Origin of the sequence: Streptomyces sp. NPDC059695, assembly GCF_042733785.1 — a bacterium.
GTDB lineage: Bacteria > Actinomycetota > Actinomycetes > Streptomycetales > Streptomycetaceae > Streptomyces.
This window is the reverse complement of sequence record NZ_JBHWFF010000030.1, coordinates 22975-39093: the sequence shown is the minus strand read 5'-3', so window position 1 is coordinate 39093 and position 16119 is coordinate 22975. Positions and strand designations below refer to the sequence as shown.

General features: G+C 73.0%; 18 protein-coding genes. 7 read left to right on the top strand and 11 right to left on the bottom strand.

What is annotated here, in order from left to right; translation table 11 throughout:
• Window positions 1-94: 94 nt before the first annotated feature.
• Window positions 95-997 carry a Bax inhibitor-1/YccA family protein gene (locus tag ACFV2S_RS29855; RefSeq protein WP_385565669.1) on the top strand — a complete coding sequence of 301 codons (903 nt, stop codon included), beginning with the start codon at window positions 95-97 and terminating at the stop codon, window positions 995-997.
• 63 nt (window positions 998-1060) lie between these two features.
• On the opposite strand, the gene ACFV2S_RS29850 is transcribed toward ACFV2S_RS29855, so the two are convergent.
• The gene (locus ACFV2S_RS29850; RefSeq protein WP_383785842.1) at window positions 1061-1621 is read right to left on the bottom strand and encodes a TetR/AcrR family transcriptional regulator; all 561 of its coding nucleotides are present in this window, start codon (window positions 1619-1621) and stop codon (window positions 1061-1063) included.
• A gap of 103 nt (window positions 1622-1724) precedes the next feature.
• Here ACFV2S_RS29850 and ACFV2S_RS29845 point away from each other — a divergent pair, with 103 nt between their 5' ends.
• Window positions 1725-2597, top strand: a complete 873-nt coding sequence (locus ACFV2S_RS29845; protein WP_385565666.1) for an alpha/beta fold hydrolase — start codon at window positions 1725-1727, stop codon at window positions 2595-2597.
• 18 nt (window positions 2598-2615) lie between these two features.
• On the opposite strand, the gene ACFV2S_RS29840 is transcribed toward ACFV2S_RS29845, so the two are convergent.
• Window positions 2616-2846, bottom strand: coding sequence for a DUF4287 domain-containing protein (locus tag ACFV2S_RS29840; protein ID WP_383785849.1), 231 nt, complete (start codon window positions 2844-2846; stop codon window positions 2616-2618).
• Between the two features lie 109 nt (window positions 2847-2955).
• On the opposite strand from ACFV2S_RS29840, the gene ACFV2S_RS29835 reads away from it, so the two are divergent.
• The gene (locus ACFV2S_RS29835; RefSeq protein WP_385565660.1) at window positions 2956-3285 is read left to right on the top strand and encodes a hypothetical protein; all 330 of its coding nucleotides are present in this window, start codon (window positions 2956-2958) and stop codon (window positions 3283-3285) included.
• Window positions 3286-3297: 12 nt separating this feature from the next.
• On the opposite strand, the gene ACFV2S_RS29830 is transcribed toward ACFV2S_RS29835, so the two are convergent.
• The 3 genes from ACFV2S_RS29830 to ACFV2S_RS29820 form a co-directional block, all read right to left on the bottom strand.
• Entirely contained in the window at window positions 3298-4140 is an 843-nt protein-coding gene (locus tag ACFV2S_RS29830) for a hypothetical protein (RefSeq protein WP_383785854.1), read from the bottom strand.
• Between the two features lie 358 nt (window positions 4141-4498).
• Window positions 4499-5719, bottom strand: coding sequence for an acetyl-CoA C-acetyltransferase (locus tag ACFV2S_RS29825; RefSeq protein ID WP_385565655.1), 1221 nt, complete (start codon window positions 5717-5719; stop codon window positions 4499-4501).
• 167 nt (window positions 5720-5886) lie between these two features.
• The gene (locus ACFV2S_RS29820) at window positions 5887-6885 is read right to left on the bottom strand and encodes an SGNH/GDSL hydrolase family protein (RefSeq protein WP_385565652.1); all 999 of its coding nucleotides are present in this window, start codon (window positions 6883-6885) and stop codon (window positions 5887-5889) included.
• Window positions 6886-6988: 103 nt separating this feature from the next.
• On the opposite strand from ACFV2S_RS29820, the gene ACFV2S_RS29815 reads away from it, so the two are divergent.
• The 3 genes from ACFV2S_RS29815 to ACFV2S_RS29805 all read left to right on the top strand — a co-directional run bounded on the left by ACFV2S_RS29815 (window position 6989) and on the right by ACFV2S_RS29805 (window position 10191).
• On the top strand, window positions 6989-8377 hold the full coding sequence (locus ACFV2S_RS29815) for a cystathionine beta-synthase (RefSeq protein ID WP_385565647.1): 1389 nt from the start codon (window positions 6989-6991) through the stop codon (window positions 8375-8377).
• Between the two features lie 422 nt (window positions 8378-8799).
• Complete coding sequence (locus ACFV2S_RS29810; RefSeq protein ID WP_385565643.1) at window positions 8800-9342, top strand: hypothetical protein; 543 nt, start codon at window positions 8800-8802, stop codon at window positions 9340-9342.
• 15 nt (window positions 9343-9357) lie between these two features.
• Window positions 9358-10191, top strand: coding sequence for a MurR/RpiR family transcriptional regulator (locus ACFV2S_RS29805; RefSeq protein WP_383796831.1), 834 nt, complete (start codon window positions 9358-9360; stop codon window positions 10189-10191).
• Between the two features lie 20 nt (window positions 10192-10211).
• On the opposite strand, the gene ACFV2S_RS29800 is transcribed toward ACFV2S_RS29805, so the two are convergent.
• The 6 genes from ACFV2S_RS29800 to ACFV2S_RS29775 all read right to left on the bottom strand — a co-directional run bounded on the left by ACFV2S_RS29800 (window position 10212) and on the right by ACFV2S_RS29775 (window position 14210).
• Window positions 10212-10583 carry a hypothetical protein gene (locus ACFV2S_RS29800; RefSeq protein WP_385565637.1) on the bottom strand — a complete coding sequence of 124 codons (372 nt, stop codon included), beginning with the start codon at window positions 10581-10583 and terminating at the stop codon, window positions 10212-10214.
• 38 nt (window positions 10584-10621) lie between these two features.
• Window positions 10622-11056, bottom strand: a complete 435-nt coding sequence (locus tag ACFV2S_RS29795; RefSeq protein WP_383796833.1) for a roadblock/LC7 domain-containing protein — start codon at window positions 11054-11056, stop codon at window positions 10622-10624.
• A complete protein-coding gene (locus ACFV2S_RS29790) occupies window positions 11056-11826 on the bottom strand; it encodes a transcriptional regulator (RefSeq protein ID WP_385565631.1) in 771 nt (256 codons plus the stop codon). Before ACFV2S_RS29790 ends, ACFV2S_RS29795 begins: the two co-directional genes overlap by 1 nt.
• Window positions 11823-12209 (bottom strand): hypothetical protein, encoded by a 387-nt coding sequence (locus tag ACFV2S_RS29785; RefSeq protein ID WP_385565626.1) that lies wholly within the window; start codon window positions 12207-12209, stop codon window positions 11823-11825. Before ACFV2S_RS29785 ends, ACFV2S_RS29790 begins: the two co-directional genes overlap by 4 nt.
• A gap of 142 nt (window positions 12210-12351) precedes the next feature.
• Entirely contained in the window at window positions 12352-12831 is a 480-nt protein-coding gene (locus tag ACFV2S_RS29780) for an SRPBCC family protein (protein WP_383796836.1), read from the bottom strand.
• 32 nt (window positions 12832-12863) lie between these two features.
• On the bottom strand, window positions 12864-14210 hold the full coding sequence (locus ACFV2S_RS29775) for a diaminopimelate decarboxylase (RefSeq protein WP_385565619.1): 1347 nt from the start codon (window positions 14208-14210) through the stop codon (window positions 12864-12866).
• A gap of 94 nt (window positions 14211-14304) precedes the next feature.
• Here ACFV2S_RS29775 and hutU point away from each other — a divergent pair, with 94 nt between their 5' ends.
• Window positions 14305-15981: a urocanate hydratase gene (gene hutU, locus ACFV2S_RS29770; protein WP_385565614.1), complete on the top strand. Its 1677-nt coding sequence runs from the start codon at window positions 14305-14307 to the stop codon at window positions 15979-15981.
• The last annotated feature ends 138 nt before the right edge of the window (window positions 15982-16119 follow it).

The window sequence follows — 16119 nt, the reverse complement described above, 5'->3', positions numbered from 1 at the left end:
GAAAAGATCCTCCCCGAGCACTAGGGAGTTTCTTTTGCCTACCCATTACCCTTGACGCAGGGCCGCGCCGTGCGGTCCGCCATGGAGGAGTGAGATGAGGAGCAGCAACCCGGTCTTCTCGCGACGGGGGTTCAGCCGCGACGCCGGCTACGCGGGCTTCAACGCGCAGCAGCCGCAGGCCGGGGGCCCCGCCGTCGGAACCAACCCGTACGCCACCGGCGCCCCGCAGGCCGAGGGCGCGACGAACCCGTACGCGACCAACCCGTACGCCCCGCAGGACGTCCAGCTCGGAGCCCCGCAGCAGGCCCGCGGCAACGTGATGACGATCGACGACGTCGTGAGCCGTACGGCCATGACGCTCGGCACGGTCGTGCTCACCGCCGTCCTGTCCTGGCTGCTGCTCCCGGTCGACCCGGCGAACCTCGGCAAGTCCTACGGCATCGCCATCGGCGCCGCCCTGGTCGCCCTGGTCCTGTCGCTGGTGCAGTCCTTCAAGCGGAAGCCGTCCCCGGCGCTGATCCTGGGCTACGCCGCCTTCGAGGGCGTCTTCCTCGGTGTGATCTCCGCCGCCGTCTCGACGTACATCGCCGACGGCGTGGTCATCCAGGCGGTCCTGGGCACGATGGCGGTCTTCGCCGGCGTGCTCATCGCCTACAAGCTGGGCTGGATCCGGGTCAACCGCCGCTTCGTCGGCTTCGTGATGGCCGCGGCGATGGGCTTCATGCTCCTCATGGTGGTCAACCTGCTGTTCGCCGTCTTCGGCGGCGGTGACGGCCTGGGCTTCCGCAGCGGTGGCCTCGGCATCCTCTTCGGTGTCATCGGCGTCATCCTGGGCGCCTGCTTCCTCGCCCTCGACTTCAAGCAGGTCGAGGACGGCGTGACCTACGGCGCGCCGCGCGAGGAGGCCTGGCTGGCCGCCTTCGGCCTCACCATGACCCTGGTGTGGATCTACCTGGAGATGCTGCGTCTGCTGTCGATCCTGCAGGGCGACGACTGACGTACCCCCTGACTCGGGGGAGGGCCCGTCCGGCTTCGTGCCGGGCGGGCCCTTTCGCGTGCCCTAGGAGGCCGCCGCGTCGAGCAGGACGCGGGCCGCGGCCCTGGCCTGGGCGGCCGGTTCGGCGGAGCCCGTGATGCCCGCGACGGCCATCGCGCCGTTGGCGAGCAGGGCGAGCTGGTCGGCGAGGACGGGCGGGGCGCCGAGGGCGTCCGTCTGCTCGGCGAAGTAGGCCCGCAGGGCCTCCTTGTGGTCACGGGCGATCGTCGCGACCCCGGGGCTGACCCCGCCGAGCTCCCCGAAGGCGTTGATGAACGCGCAGCCGCGGAAGCCGGGCTCCGCGAACCAGCCGGCCAGCCAGTCGAAGACCGCGAGCGCCCGCTCGTACGGCCCGTCGGCGGTCCGTGCGCCGTGCTCGGCGAGGGCCGTCCGCACCGCCTCGTCGCGGCGTCGCAGGACGGCCTCGACCAGGACGTCCTTCGAGGGGAAGACCTGGTAGAGCCGCTTCAGCGAGACGCCCGACGCGGTGCGGATGGCGTCCATGCCGACGGACTGCACCCCCCGCTCGTCGAAGAGCCTCTCCGCGGTGTCGAGCAGCTTCAGCCCGGCCGTCTCCGCGTCCATCGTCCGATCACCCCTTGCGTGGAGAACCATCGTTCTCGTAGTCTACAGGGCAGCGGGAGAACGATCGTTCTCCCGCTTCGGAACCGGAAACGGGGAGTCAGTCATGTCCGCATTCGCCCTGCGCGCCCGCACCGCCACCGTCGACGGCCTCGACGTCTTCTACCGGGAGGCCGGAGACCCGTCGAACCCCACCCTCGTCCTGCTGCACGGCTTCCCGTCCAGCTCGCACATGTACCGGGGACTCATCGCCGACCTCGCCGACGCCTACCACCTCATCGCACCCGACCACATCGGCTTCGGCGCCTCCGCCGCACCGGCCGTCGAGGACTTCACCTACAGCTTCGACCGGCTCACCGAGATCACCCTCGGGCTCCTCGACCAGCTGGGCGTGGACCGGTTCGCGCTCTACATCCAGGACTACGGCGCGCCGATCGGCCTGCGGATCGCCTCCCGGCACCCCGAGCGCGTCACCGCGATCGTCAGCCAGAGCGGCAACGCCTACACGGAGGGGTTCACGCCCTTCTGGGACGTGCTCTTCGCCCACGCGAAGGACCGGGCGGCGAACGAGGCCGGCGTACGGGAACTCCTGACCGCCGAGGCCACCCGCTGGCAGTACACCCACGGCGTGCCCGCCGACCGGCTCGACCGGATCTCCCCCGAGACCTGGACCCTGGACCAGGCCGGCCTCGACCGGCCCGGCAGCAAGGAGATCCAGCTCCAGCTCTTCTGGGACTACCAGTTCAACCTGGACGGCTACCCCGCCTTCCAGGAGTACTTCCGCACCCACCGGCCGCCGCTGCTCGCGGCCTGGGGGCGCGGCGACGAGATCTTCGGGCCGGCCGGTGCGGAGGCCTTCGCCCGTGACCTGCCCGACGCCGAGATCCACCTCCTGGACGCCGGGCACTTCGCCCTGGAGACGCACGGCGAGGAGATCGCCGGCCTCGTCCGGGACTTCCTCGGCCGGCACGTGGGGTGAGCCGGGCCGGGGAGTCCGTCAGAGCAGTCTGCGGGCCGCCCGCCGCAGGTCGTACTCGTGGAGGATCGCCTTCGCGTGGCCGTACGCCAGCTCGTGCTCCCCGCGGAGCCAGCTGACGCGCTCCTCGAAGCGGAGGAGGGAGGGGCCCTCCTCGACGGTGCGCATCCAGTCGGCGATCTCGCGGCCGGTGCGGCGCGGGATCCGGGCCAGCATGTTGCGGTGGGTCTCCTCGGAGAAAGTCTGGGACATCGGCGCCTCCGGACGCTTCGTACCGTGTACTTCTCGTACTCCTTCCCGTCACCGTGCCGAAGCCTCGGGCCGTTGGCAAGGGTGCCGGGCGGGCGCGTAGGGTCGCGGCGTGCGCGATACGAGTGAACTGACCACCGCCGTCGAGCGGTTCGCCGACCGGCTGCGGGCGGCCCCGCATAGCCGCCTCAAGCAGGGCGCGGCGGCCGAAGCCCTGGCCCTGGCCAGGGAGTTGGCGGTGCGCGCCCAGCGCGCCGAGGACCCGGAGCGGGAGCCGCGGATCATGCCGGACGCGGGCGTGTTCGTGGTGGGCGACCAGCTCGCCGTCGCCGGGAACGACCTGGCCGAGATCCTGCGAACGGCCCCGGCCGGCTCCCGTGAGGGCGAGCTGGACGAGGCCGTGGGGCTGGTGCGGGAGGCGGCGGAGCGCGCCGGGCTGTAGGGGCCCGGGAGCCTACAGGGAGGCGATCACGCGGTCCGCGAGGATGTAGACGTTCTCCTCGTCCGTGTCGCCGTACGAGAAGGTCAGGGCGAAGGCGCCGGAGACGCCCGAGCCGCCGAGCAGGACCGGGGTGCGGCCCGAGCGCAGGGCCTCGGCCAGGCGCTCCGCGGTCTCCCGGTGGCCCGGGGTCATACAGAGCGTGGTGCCGTCCGCGAAGACGTACACGTCGAGGGTGCCGAGCGGGCCCGGGCGCACGTCGGTGAGCGCGGTGCGGGTGTCCGCGAGCTCCTCCAGGCGCGCCACCGTCCGCTCGTGGTCGGTGACGACCGGCGTCTGGACCGGCACGAAGTCCGGGTGCGAGGGGTGGCGGCGGCGGGCCGCGGCCAGCTCCGCCGTGTCCTCGGGGTACTCGGGGTAGTCGTCGAAGGCGTCCAGGGTGTCGGGGCCGTCGAGCGCGGCGGCCTCCGCCTCCATGGCCTCCAGGGCCATCGCCTCCAGGCCCGCGAAGTCGGCCTGGCGCGGGACGAAGAACGTGCCGTCGTCGACCGCACCGCCGAGACCGCCGAGCAGGGACGGGGCGTCGGCCGCGTCGCGGGCCTCCTGGGCGGCCCAGAAGGCGCGCGCCTCGGCCAGCTCGCGCTCGCGCTCCTCGGCCAGCGCCTCGGCGACCGCGGCCCGTATCTCGGCGGCGGGCGTGGCGCGGGCCGCGGGGACCGTGCCGCCGTGGCCGGCCGCCAGCTCGCCCCGGAGGGCGGTGACCTCCTTGCGGAGACCGTGGACGGCGTGCAGGGCAGCAGCGCCCACGGCCGTGGCAGCGGCCGTGGTCAGCAGCAGGGCAAGAGACATGGCGCTCACTGACGTACTCCCGATTCCGAGTCGATCCCCCGACTTCCTACATCAGCTTGTCCCGGGGTGGTGCCCGCTGTCAGTGCATTACGTCACGAATTGGACAGGTATTTCTGCCAGGTGTTTAGTCCCGAAACGGCTCTGACCTGGGAAAACGAACTCCCCCGGGACGTAGGTCACATCCTGGGGGAGATTCGGTCACGGCTCGGACGCGGTGTGGTTGACGCGCTCGGTCCGTGGAGAGCGGGGGGGATCAGCCCGCCCCCGTCAGCTCAGTCGCTCGCTTCTTCGGTCGCACTGGGCTTCGCCACCGCTGCGGGCAGGTGCCGCCTTCGTTCCTCAGGCGACCCCTACCCTCCGCTACGGCTCAGCTCAGTCGCTCGATGACCATGGCCATGCCCTGGCCGCCGCCGACGCACATGGTCTCCAGGCCGAACTGCTTGTCGTGGAACTGGAGGCTGTTGATCAGCGTGCCGGTGATGCGGGCGCCGGTCATGCCGAAGGGGTGGCCGACGGCGATGGCGCCGCCGTTGACGTTCACCTTGTCCAGGTCCAGGCCCAGGTCCTGGTAGGACGGGATGACCTGGGCGGCGAAGGCCTCGTTGATCTCGGCGAGGTCGATGTCGCCGATGGTCAGGCCGGCGCGGCGGAGGGCCTGCTTCGAGGCCTCGACCGGGCCGAGGCCCATGATCTCGGGGGAGAGGCCGGAGACGCCGGTGGAGACGATCCGGGCCAGCGGGGTCAGGCCGAGCTCGCGGGCCTTGGTGTCCGACATGATCACGAGCGCGGCGGCGCCGTCGTTCAGCGGGCAGCAGTTGCCGGCCGTGACCAGGCCGTCGGGACGGAAGACCGGCTTCAGGCCCTGGACGCCCTCCAGCGTGACACCGGCGCGCGGGCCGTCGTCCGCCGACACGACCGTGCCGTCGGGCAGCGTCACCGGGGTGATCTCGCGCTCCCAGAAGCCGTTCTTGATGGCCTGCTCGGCGAGGTTCTGCGAGCGGACGCCGAACTCGTCCATCTCCTGGCGGCTGATGCCCTTCCAGCGGGCCAGGTTCTCCGCGGTCTGGCCCATCGCGATGTACGCGTCGGGGACGATGCCGTCCTCGCGCGGGTCGTGCCAGGCCGAGCCCTCGGAGGCGGCGACCTCGGCGGTGCGGGCCTCGGCGTCGGCGAAGAAGGGGTTGTGCGTGTCGGGCAGCGAGTCCGAGTTGCCCTTCACGAAGCGGGACACCATCTCGACGCCGGCCGAGATGAAGACGTCGCCCTCGCCCGCCTTGATCGCGTGCAGCGCCATGCGGGAGGTCTGCAGGGAGGAGGAGCAGTAGCGGGTGACCGTGCAGCCCGGCAGGTGGTCCATGCCCATCTGCACGGCGACGATCCGGCCCAGGTTGTTGCCCTGCTCGCCACCGGGGAGGCCGCAGCCGAGCATCAGGTCGTCGATGTCGCGCGGGTCCAGCTCGGGCACCTTGGCCAGGGCAGCCTGGATGATGGTCGCGGTGAGGTCGTCCGGCCGCAGGTCCTTCAGGGAGCCCTTGAAGGCCCGGCCGATGGGCGAACGGGCGGTCGAGACGATCACGGCTTCGGGCATCACGGCTCCATGAGGGTGCGGAGTGGGCGGACTGAAAGGGAAGTTACCCGTACGTACCGCCGAGGTCACCGTTGCCGGTATGTGATGCGGACCTCTTTTCTAAGCGAGCGCTCATTCGGGCCCTCCGTTGTGGGCCGGGGCGCGGCCCGCAACGGGGCGGCACCCCGTCACGCCTGGGCGGCGTCCTCCGGGGTCGGGGTCTCCGTCGCGGGGAGCCGCCGGCGCCGACGGTGCTTCAGGAGGGCCCACGGCGCCCGCGCCCCGGTGACCTCCGTGCCCGCCTCCCGTACCGCCTCCGCCGCCGCCTTCGCCACCGGCAGGATGTCCTCCCGCCGGGCCGGCTCCAGCCGGTCCGTCTCCGGCCAGACGCCCAGCGCGGCGCAGACCGTCGGCAGCATCGCCATCGCCGCCGTCGCGTACCCCTCCGCCGAGGGGTGGAAGTTGTCCACGCCGAACATCTCGCGCGGGTTCGCCGCGAACTCCGGGCCGAGGAGGTCGCCCAGGGACACCGTCCGGCCGCCCTGCTCGACCACCACGATCGTCTGCGCCGCCGCCAGCTGCCGCGAGGCCCGCCGCGCCAGCCAGCGCAGCGGCTGGTAGACCGGCTCGATCGTGCCCAGGTCCGGGCAGGTGCCGACCACCACCTCCGCGCCCGCCGTCCGCAGCCGCCGTACGGCCGCGGCGAGCAGCCGCACCGATTCCGTGGCGGGCAGCCGGTGCGTCACGTCGTTCGCGCCGATCATGATCACGCACACGTCCGGCGGCCCGAGCGGCTGCGCGAGCAGCAGCGAGACCTGGCGCTCCAGGTCGTCCGAGCGCGCCCCGGAGAGCGCCACGTTCCGCAGCACCACCGCCCGCTCCGCCACCGCCGCGAGCCCGGAGGCGAGCAGCGCGCCCGGTGTCTGCCCCGAGCGGCGCACCCCCTGGCCCGCCGCGGTGGAATCACCCAGAAGGGCCAGCCGCAGCGGGTCGTCCGTGCCGAAGGCGCGCCCGTAGAGGCCGTCCGTGACCGGTGGCAGCGGTGCGGGGACCCCGTAGACCGACCGCTTGGCCAGCTGCGCCTCGGCGAGGAGGACACCCACCGCCGCCACCCCGATCAGGCCGATGCTCCCGCCGCCGTACGCCGCACCCGCCGCGATCCGCCGCGCCACCCTCGCCCTCGACATGGGGCCGTCACCTCCTTCAAGCCGTTCAGGGTCTAACTGCCCCGTAACCCGCTCCGACTACGCATACGCTGGCCACACCATTACGGAGACCCCGGAGATTACGGTGCAATTCCACGACTCGATGATCAGCCTCGTCGGCAACACCCCGCTGGTGAAGCTCAACAACGTCACAGCGGGCATTCAGGCGACCGTTCTGGCCAAGGTCGAGTACTTCAACCCCGGAGGCTCGGTCAAGGACCGGATCGCCGTGCGCATGATCGAGGCGGCCGAGCAGAGCGGTGAGCTCAAGCCCGGCGGAACCATCGTCGAGCCCACGTCCGGCAACACCGGCGTCGGCCTGGCGATCGTGGCCCAGCAGAAGGGCTACAAGTGCATCTTCGTCTGCCCGGACAAGGTGTCGCTCGACAAGATCAACGTGCTGCGGGCCTACGGCGCGGAGGTCGTGGTCTGCCCCACGGCCGTCGACCCCGAGCACCCCGACTCGTACTACAACGTCTCGGACCGGCTCGTCCGTGAGACGCCGGGCGCCTGGAAGCCCGACCAGTACTCGAACCCGAACAACCCGCGCTCGCACTACGAGACGACCGGTCCCGAGCTCTGGGAGCAGACGGACGGGAGGATCACCCACTTCGTCGCGGGCGTCGGCACCGGCGGCACGATCTCCGGCACCGGCAACTACCTCAAGGAGGCCAGTGGCGGGAAGGTGAAGGTCATCGGCGCGGACCCGGAGGGTTCGGTCTACTCGGGCGGTTCCGGCCGGCCGTACCTGGTCGAGGGCGTCGGTGAGGACTTCTGGCCGACCGCGTACGACCGGAACGTCACGGACCGGATCGTCGCCGTGTCCGACAAGGACTCCTTCCAGATGACCCGCCGCCTCGCCAAGGAGGAGGGCCTGCTGGTCGGCGGCTCCTGCGGCATGGCCGTGGTCGCGGCCCTGGAGGTCGCCAGGGAGCTCGGTCCCGACGACGTCGTCGTCGTGCTGCTGCCGGACTCGGGCCGCGGCTACATGTCCAAGATCTTCAGCGACGAGTGGATGGCCGGCCACGGCTTCCTGGAGGACACCTCCACCGCCACGGTCGCCGACGTCCTGCGCCACAAGGAGGGCGGCCTGCCCTCGCTCGTCCACATGCACCCGGACGAGACGGTCGGCCAGGCCATCGAGGTGCTGCGCGAGTACGGCGTCTCCCAGATGCCCATCGTGAAGCCCGGCGCCGGCCACCCCGACGTCATGGCCGCCGAGGTCGTCGGCTCGGTCGTCGAGCGCGAGCTGCTCGACCACCTCTTCACCCAGAAGGCCTCCCTGGAGGACCCGCTGGAGCGGCACATGAGCGCCCCGCTGCCGCAGGTCGGCTCCGGCGAGCCGGTCGCCGACCTGATGAGCGTCCTCGGCGAGTCCGCCGACGCGGCGATCGTCCTGGTCGAGGGCAAGCCGACCGGTGTCGTGAGCCGTCAGGACCTGCTGGCCTTCCTGGCCAACGGCGGGGCGAAGTAACCGGCGCGGCGGACGTGCGGCCGTTCGCGCAAACGGTACGAGGGCGACACGTACCCGCAGCACCCGCTTAACACGCGTCCGGCACAGTGGTGGTTGTCGGCGTCACGGACTTCCGGAGCGGCTCCCGGGCCTCCACAGACGCCGCGGACGCGGTGACCGGCCCTGACCCGGGCCCGTGTCCCCCGCGGGGACCGCCGTCGTCCCGCCCCCCGGTGACGGGGGTGCGGCGGTCCCCGCGCCAACCGCCTCGCACGACGCCCTCGGGCCCCCGTTCCCACGGGGGCCCGAGGGCGTTCCGCCCCCGGCCGCCCCCGGCGGTCGTGCTCTGTTCAAGCGGGCCCGCGGGCACTACCGTCGCAGCGCTCACCGGAGATCGACCGTGCCGCCGGGGCCGGTGATCTCCCACGTCACCCCGGGGCACGGTGGAAGCGGCACGCAGGGAAGGCAGCGCAGGCAGCGGCGGAACCGCGCCCTGGGCCAAGGTTCTGGGTGCGGTCCTGCTCGTCCCCGTCGTGGCGCTCGCCGTCCTCCACGCCGTCGCCGAGGCCCGTGAGGCGGGCCGGGAGCGCGAGGCCTTCGAGGCGACCCGGGCGGACGCGGCGCGGTTCGCCGACGCCCTCGTCGCCACCGGGGGCGGCACCCCCTCCGACCAGGACGTGCGGGACGCCCTCGACCGGTTCGCCGGTGACGGCCCGCGGCTCGGGAAGCTCGCCGCGGTGATCCCCGCGGAGCACGGCACCCGCGTCCTCGTCAGCTTCTCCCGCCCCTACGAGCGGGGCGTGACCCTCTTCGGGCCCTCCGACGCCATGGCCCGTCCGCTGCTTCTCCCTCGACCTCCCGGAGACCGGCCGGGGCCGGCCCCGGGTCACGGCCCACGGGCCCGACGTGTCCTGCGGGACCCTGGCCGCCGAGGCGCCCCACGCCCGGCATGCATATCCTTATGCAGAAGATTCGAGGGTGAATAAGGGGAAGGGGGCGGCATGAGCGACAGCCCGGCCGGCCGGCTGCAGGCGCTCTTCGAGGGGCACCGGCTCACGCCGACGCAGCGGCGGATCGCGCACTGCATGGTGCGCCGCGCCGCCGACGTGCCGTTCCTGTCCAGCGTCGAGCTCGCCGAGCTCGCCGGGGTCAGCCAGCCCTCCGTGACCCGCTTCGCCGTCGCCCTCGGCTTCGACGGCTACCCGGCGCTCCGCAAGCACCTGCGGGAGAGCATGCCCGCCGCCGCCGAGGAGGCCTCCGGCCACAACGAGTACCAGCAGGCCGTGCTCGCCGAGATCGAGAACCTCCGGCACCTCGCCGCGCTCCTCGCCGACCCCGCCCCCGTCGAGCGGGCCGGGCGGCTCCTGGCCGGGTCCCGGCCGCTGCCCGTCCTCGGGCTGCGCGCCGCCTCCTCGCAGGCGCGGGGCTTCGCCTACTTCGCCGCCAAGGTGCACCCGGACGTCCGGCTCCTCGACGAGGGCGGCTCCATGCTCAGGGACCGCGTCGACGCGGCCGTACGGGCCGGGGCGACGGCCCTGCTCTGCTTCGCGCTGCCCCGGCACCCCCGTGAGGTCGTGGAGGCCCTGGAGTACGCGCGGGCGGCCGGGCTCGCGGTCGTCACCGTCGCCGAGTCGGCGTTCGCGCCCGTCGCCGCCCACAGCGACCTGCTGATCCCGGCCGCCGTCGGCACCGGGCTCGCCTTCGACACCGCCTGCGCGCCGATGCTCCTCGGCCGCGTCCTCCTGGAGGCCATGGCCGACGAACTCCCCGACGCGCAGGCGCGCCTGGAGGAGTTCGACACGAAGGCGGCGGCCCGGGGCCTGTTCGTCGAATAGGCCCCGCGCGCCGCTCCGGCTCAGACGTCCAGCTCGGCCTCGATCTTCTTCAGCTTGTGGCGGGCCATCGCCAGGTTCGCGCGGTCCTTGTCGAGCGCCAGGTAGAGGAAGAGGCCGTCGGTGCCGCGCCCCCTCAGCAGCCGGATCAGGTGGTACTGGCTGCCGAGGGTGATGAGGATGTCCTCGATGTCCTCCTTGAGGCCCAGCATCTCCATCGTCCGGAGCTTGGCCCGCACCACGTCGGTGTTGCCCGCCGCGGCCATGTTCAGGTCGAGGTCCTTGCCGCCGCCGATGGTGCCGAGCGCCATGCCGCTGGTGTAGTCGACGAGGGCCGCGCCGAGCGCGCCCTCGATCTGGGCCGCTTCCTTGAGGGAGGTCTCGGTGTTCGCCATGGTGTCGCTTCTTCCTTCTCGCTACTGATCGGACGGATTCAGTTCAGGTCTCTGCGTTCCAGCGCTCCGTCGACGAGTTCGCCTATCCGGGCACTGGATCTGCGGGCCTCCAGATGGAGCCGCCCCACGTTGATCCGGGGTTCGGCGAGCAGCGTCAGGACGGCCGAGCCGCCCGCCGCGTACGTCGCCACGTAGCCGTTCTCGCCGCGCACGAGCAGCTCGCGGAAGTGGCCCTGACCGGTGGACTCGGTCAGCCGCTGTCCGACGCCGAGCGCCGCCGCGGTCAGCGCGGCCACGCTCTCCGCCTCGCCGTCCACCGTGTCGTGGGCGAGCACGAGTCCGTCGGCGCTGGCCGCCAGGGCCCCGGTGAGCTGCGGCAGCCGCGCGCGCAGCCGTCTGAGCTCGCCGAGGACCTCGGCTTCTGCCGTCATGAGCTGTCTCCTCTCGGCGCGCATGCGCAGGGCACGCCTCATCACAGGTGTGCCTCCAGGGCGTCACGGAGCCGGCGCAGCAGGGCGATGTCGGGATCGGCCACCGGCAGGGCGGCCGATAAGGGCGGCGGTGCGGGGCCGGGGTCGGGTTCCGGGGCGAGCGGCGTCTCCACGAGCCCGGCCGCGGCGAGGCGCCGCACGTCGAGGAGCGTGTGGAAGGCGGGCCGGCCGAGCAGCCGGGCCAGGTCCGCCGGGGTCAGCTCCCCGTCGGCGGCGGCGAGCAGCGCGCGCTGCCGCGCCCCCACGGTCTGGCCGGGGGAGGCGGGGCGCGGCACGACGGGGGCGGTGTCCACGGCGGAGTACGGCCAGACGGCGTCGAGGAGTTCGCGGCGGCGCACGGTCTCGCGCTCCACGGCCTCGGCGGACACCGGCCGCACCGTCCCGAACCAGTGCCCCACCCCGTACCGGAAGCGGGTCGGGCCGCTGGTGGGGGAGAGGGCGAAGAAGGCGGCGTCGAAGACGGCGCCGAGGTGGCAGATCTCCAGCTCGCCGTCGTGCAGCCGGCCGCTGTCGACGAGGAAGCGGCCGACCGCGCGGTGTGCCCCGGCCCGGTCGACGGCCTCGTCCCAGCCCTCGCGGGGCAGCCGGCCGCCGGTGGTGAGGAGGACGTCGACGCCGGGGGCGGCGGGGGATTCGGCGTGCACGACCCGGCCGTCGACGAGGTAGAGCGTGCCGTGGTCGCGCAGCAGGGCGCCGGTGGCCTTCTCGGCGGCGAGCCGGACCAGCATCGGGGAGACGGCCGCGCGGCTCATCCGAGGACCAGCCGTTCGGCGATGTCGCGGAGCCGGAGCCGGGCGAGGGCGAGGTTTCCGGCGTCGCGGTCGAGCCAGAGATGGAGGAAGACGCTGCTGTCGAAGGAGGTCTCGACGAAGCGGAGGACGTGATAGCCGGCGCGGGTGGTGACGATCAGGTCCTCGACGGGCGGGCCCTCGCTGTCCCCCTCCGCGGTGAAGGAGTCGAACTCGGCGGCCGAGCGGGCGAGTTCGGCGGTCTCGGCGGCTGTCGTCTCGTGGTCGCCGACCGGCGAGTCGCCCGACGTCCCGAGAGCGAGGCCGCTGGTCCAGTCGACCAGGGAGGCGCCCCGGGCCCCGGGCAGGGCCATGGCCTCCAGAAGGCACTCGTCGATTCCGGGCACGCGGATTCCCCTCCCGATGCGGCGTGCGAACGTGCGGCAGTGACGGTGACGCTACTGAACGTTCGCGTCCGGGGGAGGCGTTCTGGCATTTTCCATCGGAACATGCCGCTGTCTGACGAGAATTGATCCGGACGGGTCCGGATCAGCCGCGTGACTCCACGGTCCTCGCGATGTCGGCCAGGTCCTTCGTGAGCGCCTTCGCCACCGCCCTCGCCCCGAAGCGGGCGAGCAGCCGGGCGGCGAAGCCCGCGGTCCGGCCGCCGGCGGGCCGGGCGGAGAAGGCCATCCGCAGCGTGGTGGCCCCGGCGCCGTCGGGCGTCAGGGTCAGCTCGGAGACGTAGTGCATGCCGTGGGAGTCGGCCACCGTGACGTAGCGGTCGGGCGGCTCGCACTCGGTCACGGTCATCTCCTCGGTCGCCTCCTTGCCGAGCATCCGCCGGGTCTCGCGCCAGCGCGTGCCGACGCCGAAACCGCCCTCGGTGAGGACCTCCACCCGGTCGACGCCGGAGAGGACCCGGGGCATGTCCCGCAGGTCGGTGATCGCCTCCCAGACCCGCCCGGGGGAGGCGGCGACCCGGCGCTCGACCACGACGGAGGTGGTGTCCGTACCCGTTCCAGTCATGGCCTCATCGAAGCCGGGCCGCCGCGCCCGCGCTACCGGAACGCCCCGGAACGCGGTCCGACCAGCGCGTCCGCCCGCGCCCCGCCCGCCTCGGCGACGATCTCGTCGAGCGTCTGCGCCCGGCGCACGGCCGTGAAGGTCACCGCCCCGTCGCCGTCCACCGTGAAGCCGTGGACCGCGGGCCGGGGCAGGCTGTTGTACGCGTAGTGGTGGGCGAAGCCGTACGCGCCGGTGTCCGGCACCGCCACCACGTCCCCGGGACGCAGCAGCGGCAGCTCGCGGCCCGTGGCGAGCAGGTCCCCGGCGAAGCAGGCGGGGCCCGCCACGTCCTGGACGGTGGGGTCGCCGGTGCGGGGCCGGCCCTCGGCGTCGTACGCGAGGACGCGCAGCGGCCAGGACTCGGGGGCGTAGACCGTACGGGTGGCCAGCTGCACGCCGGCGTGGGTGACGGCGATCGGGCGGCCGCCGGAGGTCTTCGTGTACTCCACCCGGGCGAGGACCGTGCCGTGCTTGGCCAGCAGGGAGCGTCCGAACTCGGTGACGAGCCGGTAGCGGCCGTCGAGGAGCCCGGGGACGGTGGAGGCGAGCAGCCCGGCGTACTCCGCGTAGGTCGGCGTCTCCTCGTCGGAGGTGAAGTTCACCGGGAGGCCGCCGCCGATGTCGAGGGTGTCGATCTGCTGGCGGCCCGCCTCGCGGTTGATCTCCTCGGCGAGCGCGTACGCCTCCCCGACCCCCTCGGCCATCAGCGAGAGCGGGATGCCCTGGGAGCCGGTGTGGGTGTGCAGCCGGGTCAGCCAGGGCCGCTCCAGGTACGCCTGGACGACGGCCTTGCGGGCGCCTTCGTCGCGGAGCGCCACGCCGAACTTGGAGGTGGCGGTCGCGGTCGAGAGCGCGCCGATGGAACCGGCTCCGACCTGCGGGTTCACCCGGAGTCCCAGGGGCGAGGCGGTGGGCGCGGAGGCGACGAGCGCGTCGAGGCGGGCCAGCTCCTGGAGGTTGTCGGCGTTCACGGCGATCCCGAGCGCGAGGGCCTGGCGGAGCTCGGCGGGGGTCTTGGCGGGGGAGTCGAGGACGGTGTGGGAGGGCGGGATCCCGGCGGCGCGGGCGAGGGCGAGCTCGCCCGGGCTCGCGACCTCGACGCCGAGCCCCGCCTCGTGCAGGAGGCGCAGGACGGGGACGAGCGGGCACGCCTTCACGGCGAAGGCGTGGAGCACCGGTGCGTCGGTGACGGCGGCGAAGGCGCTGGTCAGGGCGGTGGCGGAGGCGAGGACGCCGACGGTGTCGAGGAGGGCGACGACGGGTTCGGCGGCGGAGAGGAGTCCTTGATCGACGGTGGCTCGGACGGCGAGATCGCGACGGGAGGAGGCCATGGGGCCCATCCTTCTCCATCGTGCGGCCGGTGGGCCCTGTTGACTACAACTATTCAGGAAGACAAGATGTGAATATCTGAACGACATTCGAGGAGGCACCCCCATGTCAGGACCCCGCCCCGTGCGAGCAGCCCGCGGTACGGAACTGAGCGCCCTGGGATGGCAGCAGGAAGCCGCCCTCCGGATGCTCCAGAACAACCTCGACCCCGAGGTCGCCGAGCACCCCGACAAGCTCGTCGTCTACGGCGGCACCGGCAAGGCCGCCCGCGACTGGCGCTCCTTCGACGCCATGGTCCGCACCCTGCGCACCCTCAAGCAGGACGAGACGATGCTCGTGCAGTCCGGCCGCCCCGTCGGAGTGATGCAGACCCACGAGTGGGCGCCCCGCGTCCTCCTCGCCAACTCCAACCTGGTCGGCGACTGGGCCAACTGGGAGGAGTTCCGCCGCCTGGAGCACCTCGGCCTCACCATGTACGGCCAGATGACCGCCGGGTCCTGGATCTACATCGGCACCCAGGGCATCCTCCAGGGCACGTACGAGACCTTCGCCGCCGTCGCCGCCAAGAAGTTCGGCGGCACCCTCGCGGGGACCATCACCCTCACCGCCGGCCTCGGCGGCATGGGCGGCGCCCAGCCCCTCGCCGTGACGATGAACGACGGCGTCGCCATCTGCGTCGACGTCGACCCGCGCGCCATCGAGCGCCGCATCGAGCACCGCTACCTGGACGTGAGGGCCGACGACCTCGCCCACGCCCTCCGGCTCGCCGTCGAGGCCCGCGACGCCCGCCGTCCGCTCTCCATCGGCCTCCTCGGCAACGCCGCCGAGCTGCTCCCGCAGATGCTCGCCGAGGGCGCCCCGATCGACATCGTGACCGACCAGACCTCGGCCCACGACCCGCTCGCGTACCTCCCGGTCGGCGTCGCCTTCGACGACATGGCCGACGCCGCCGCCAAGGACCCGGCCGGCTTCACCCGGCGCTCCCGCGAGTCCATGGCCAAGCACGTCGAGGCCATGGTCGGCTTCATGGACGCCGGCGCCGAGGTCTTCGACTACGGCAACTCCATCCGCGGCGAGGCCCAGCTCGCCGGCTACGACCGCGCCTTCGCCTTCCCCGGCTTCGTCCCCGCCTACATCCGCCCGCTGTTCTGCGAGGGCAAGGGCCCCTTCCGCTGGGCCGCCCTCTCCGGCGAGGCCTCGGACATCCACAAGACCGACAAGGCGATCCTCGACCTCTTCCCGGAGAACGAGTCCCTGCACCGCTGGATCAAGATGGCCGGCGAGCGCGTCCACTTCCAGGGCCTCCCCGCCCGCATCTGCTGGCTCGGCCAGGGCGAGCGCGACAAGGCGGGCGACATGTTCAACGACATGGTCGGCAACGGCACCCTCGCCGCCCCGCTCGCGATCGGCCGCGACCACCTCGACTGCGGCTCGGTGGCCTCCCCGTACCGCGAGACCGAGGCCATGCTCGACGGCTCCGACGCCATCGCCGACTGGCCGCTGCTCAACGCCATGGTCAACGTCGCCTCCGGCGCCTCCTGGGTCTCCATCCACCACGGCGGCGGCGTCGGCATGGGCCGCTCCATCCACGCCGGCCAGGTCTCCGTCGCCGACGGCACCAAGCTCGCCGGCGAGAAGATCCGCCGCGTGCTCACCAACGACCCCGGCATGGGCGTCATCCGCCACGTCGACGCGGGCTACGACATCGCCGAGCGCGTCGCCGACGAGAAGGGCGTCCGCGTCCCGATGCGCGAGGGCTCCGACGACGAGGCCACCGCGTGAGTGCCACCTTCCACGCCATGTGGCGGTCGCGGGGGGCCCCCGCGGCCCCCGCCCCCCCCGGGGGCGCACGCCCCCCACCCCCTGCCCCCCGCCCCCCCCCCCCGCCGGGCGGGGTGGGGGTGGGAGGCGCGGGCCCCC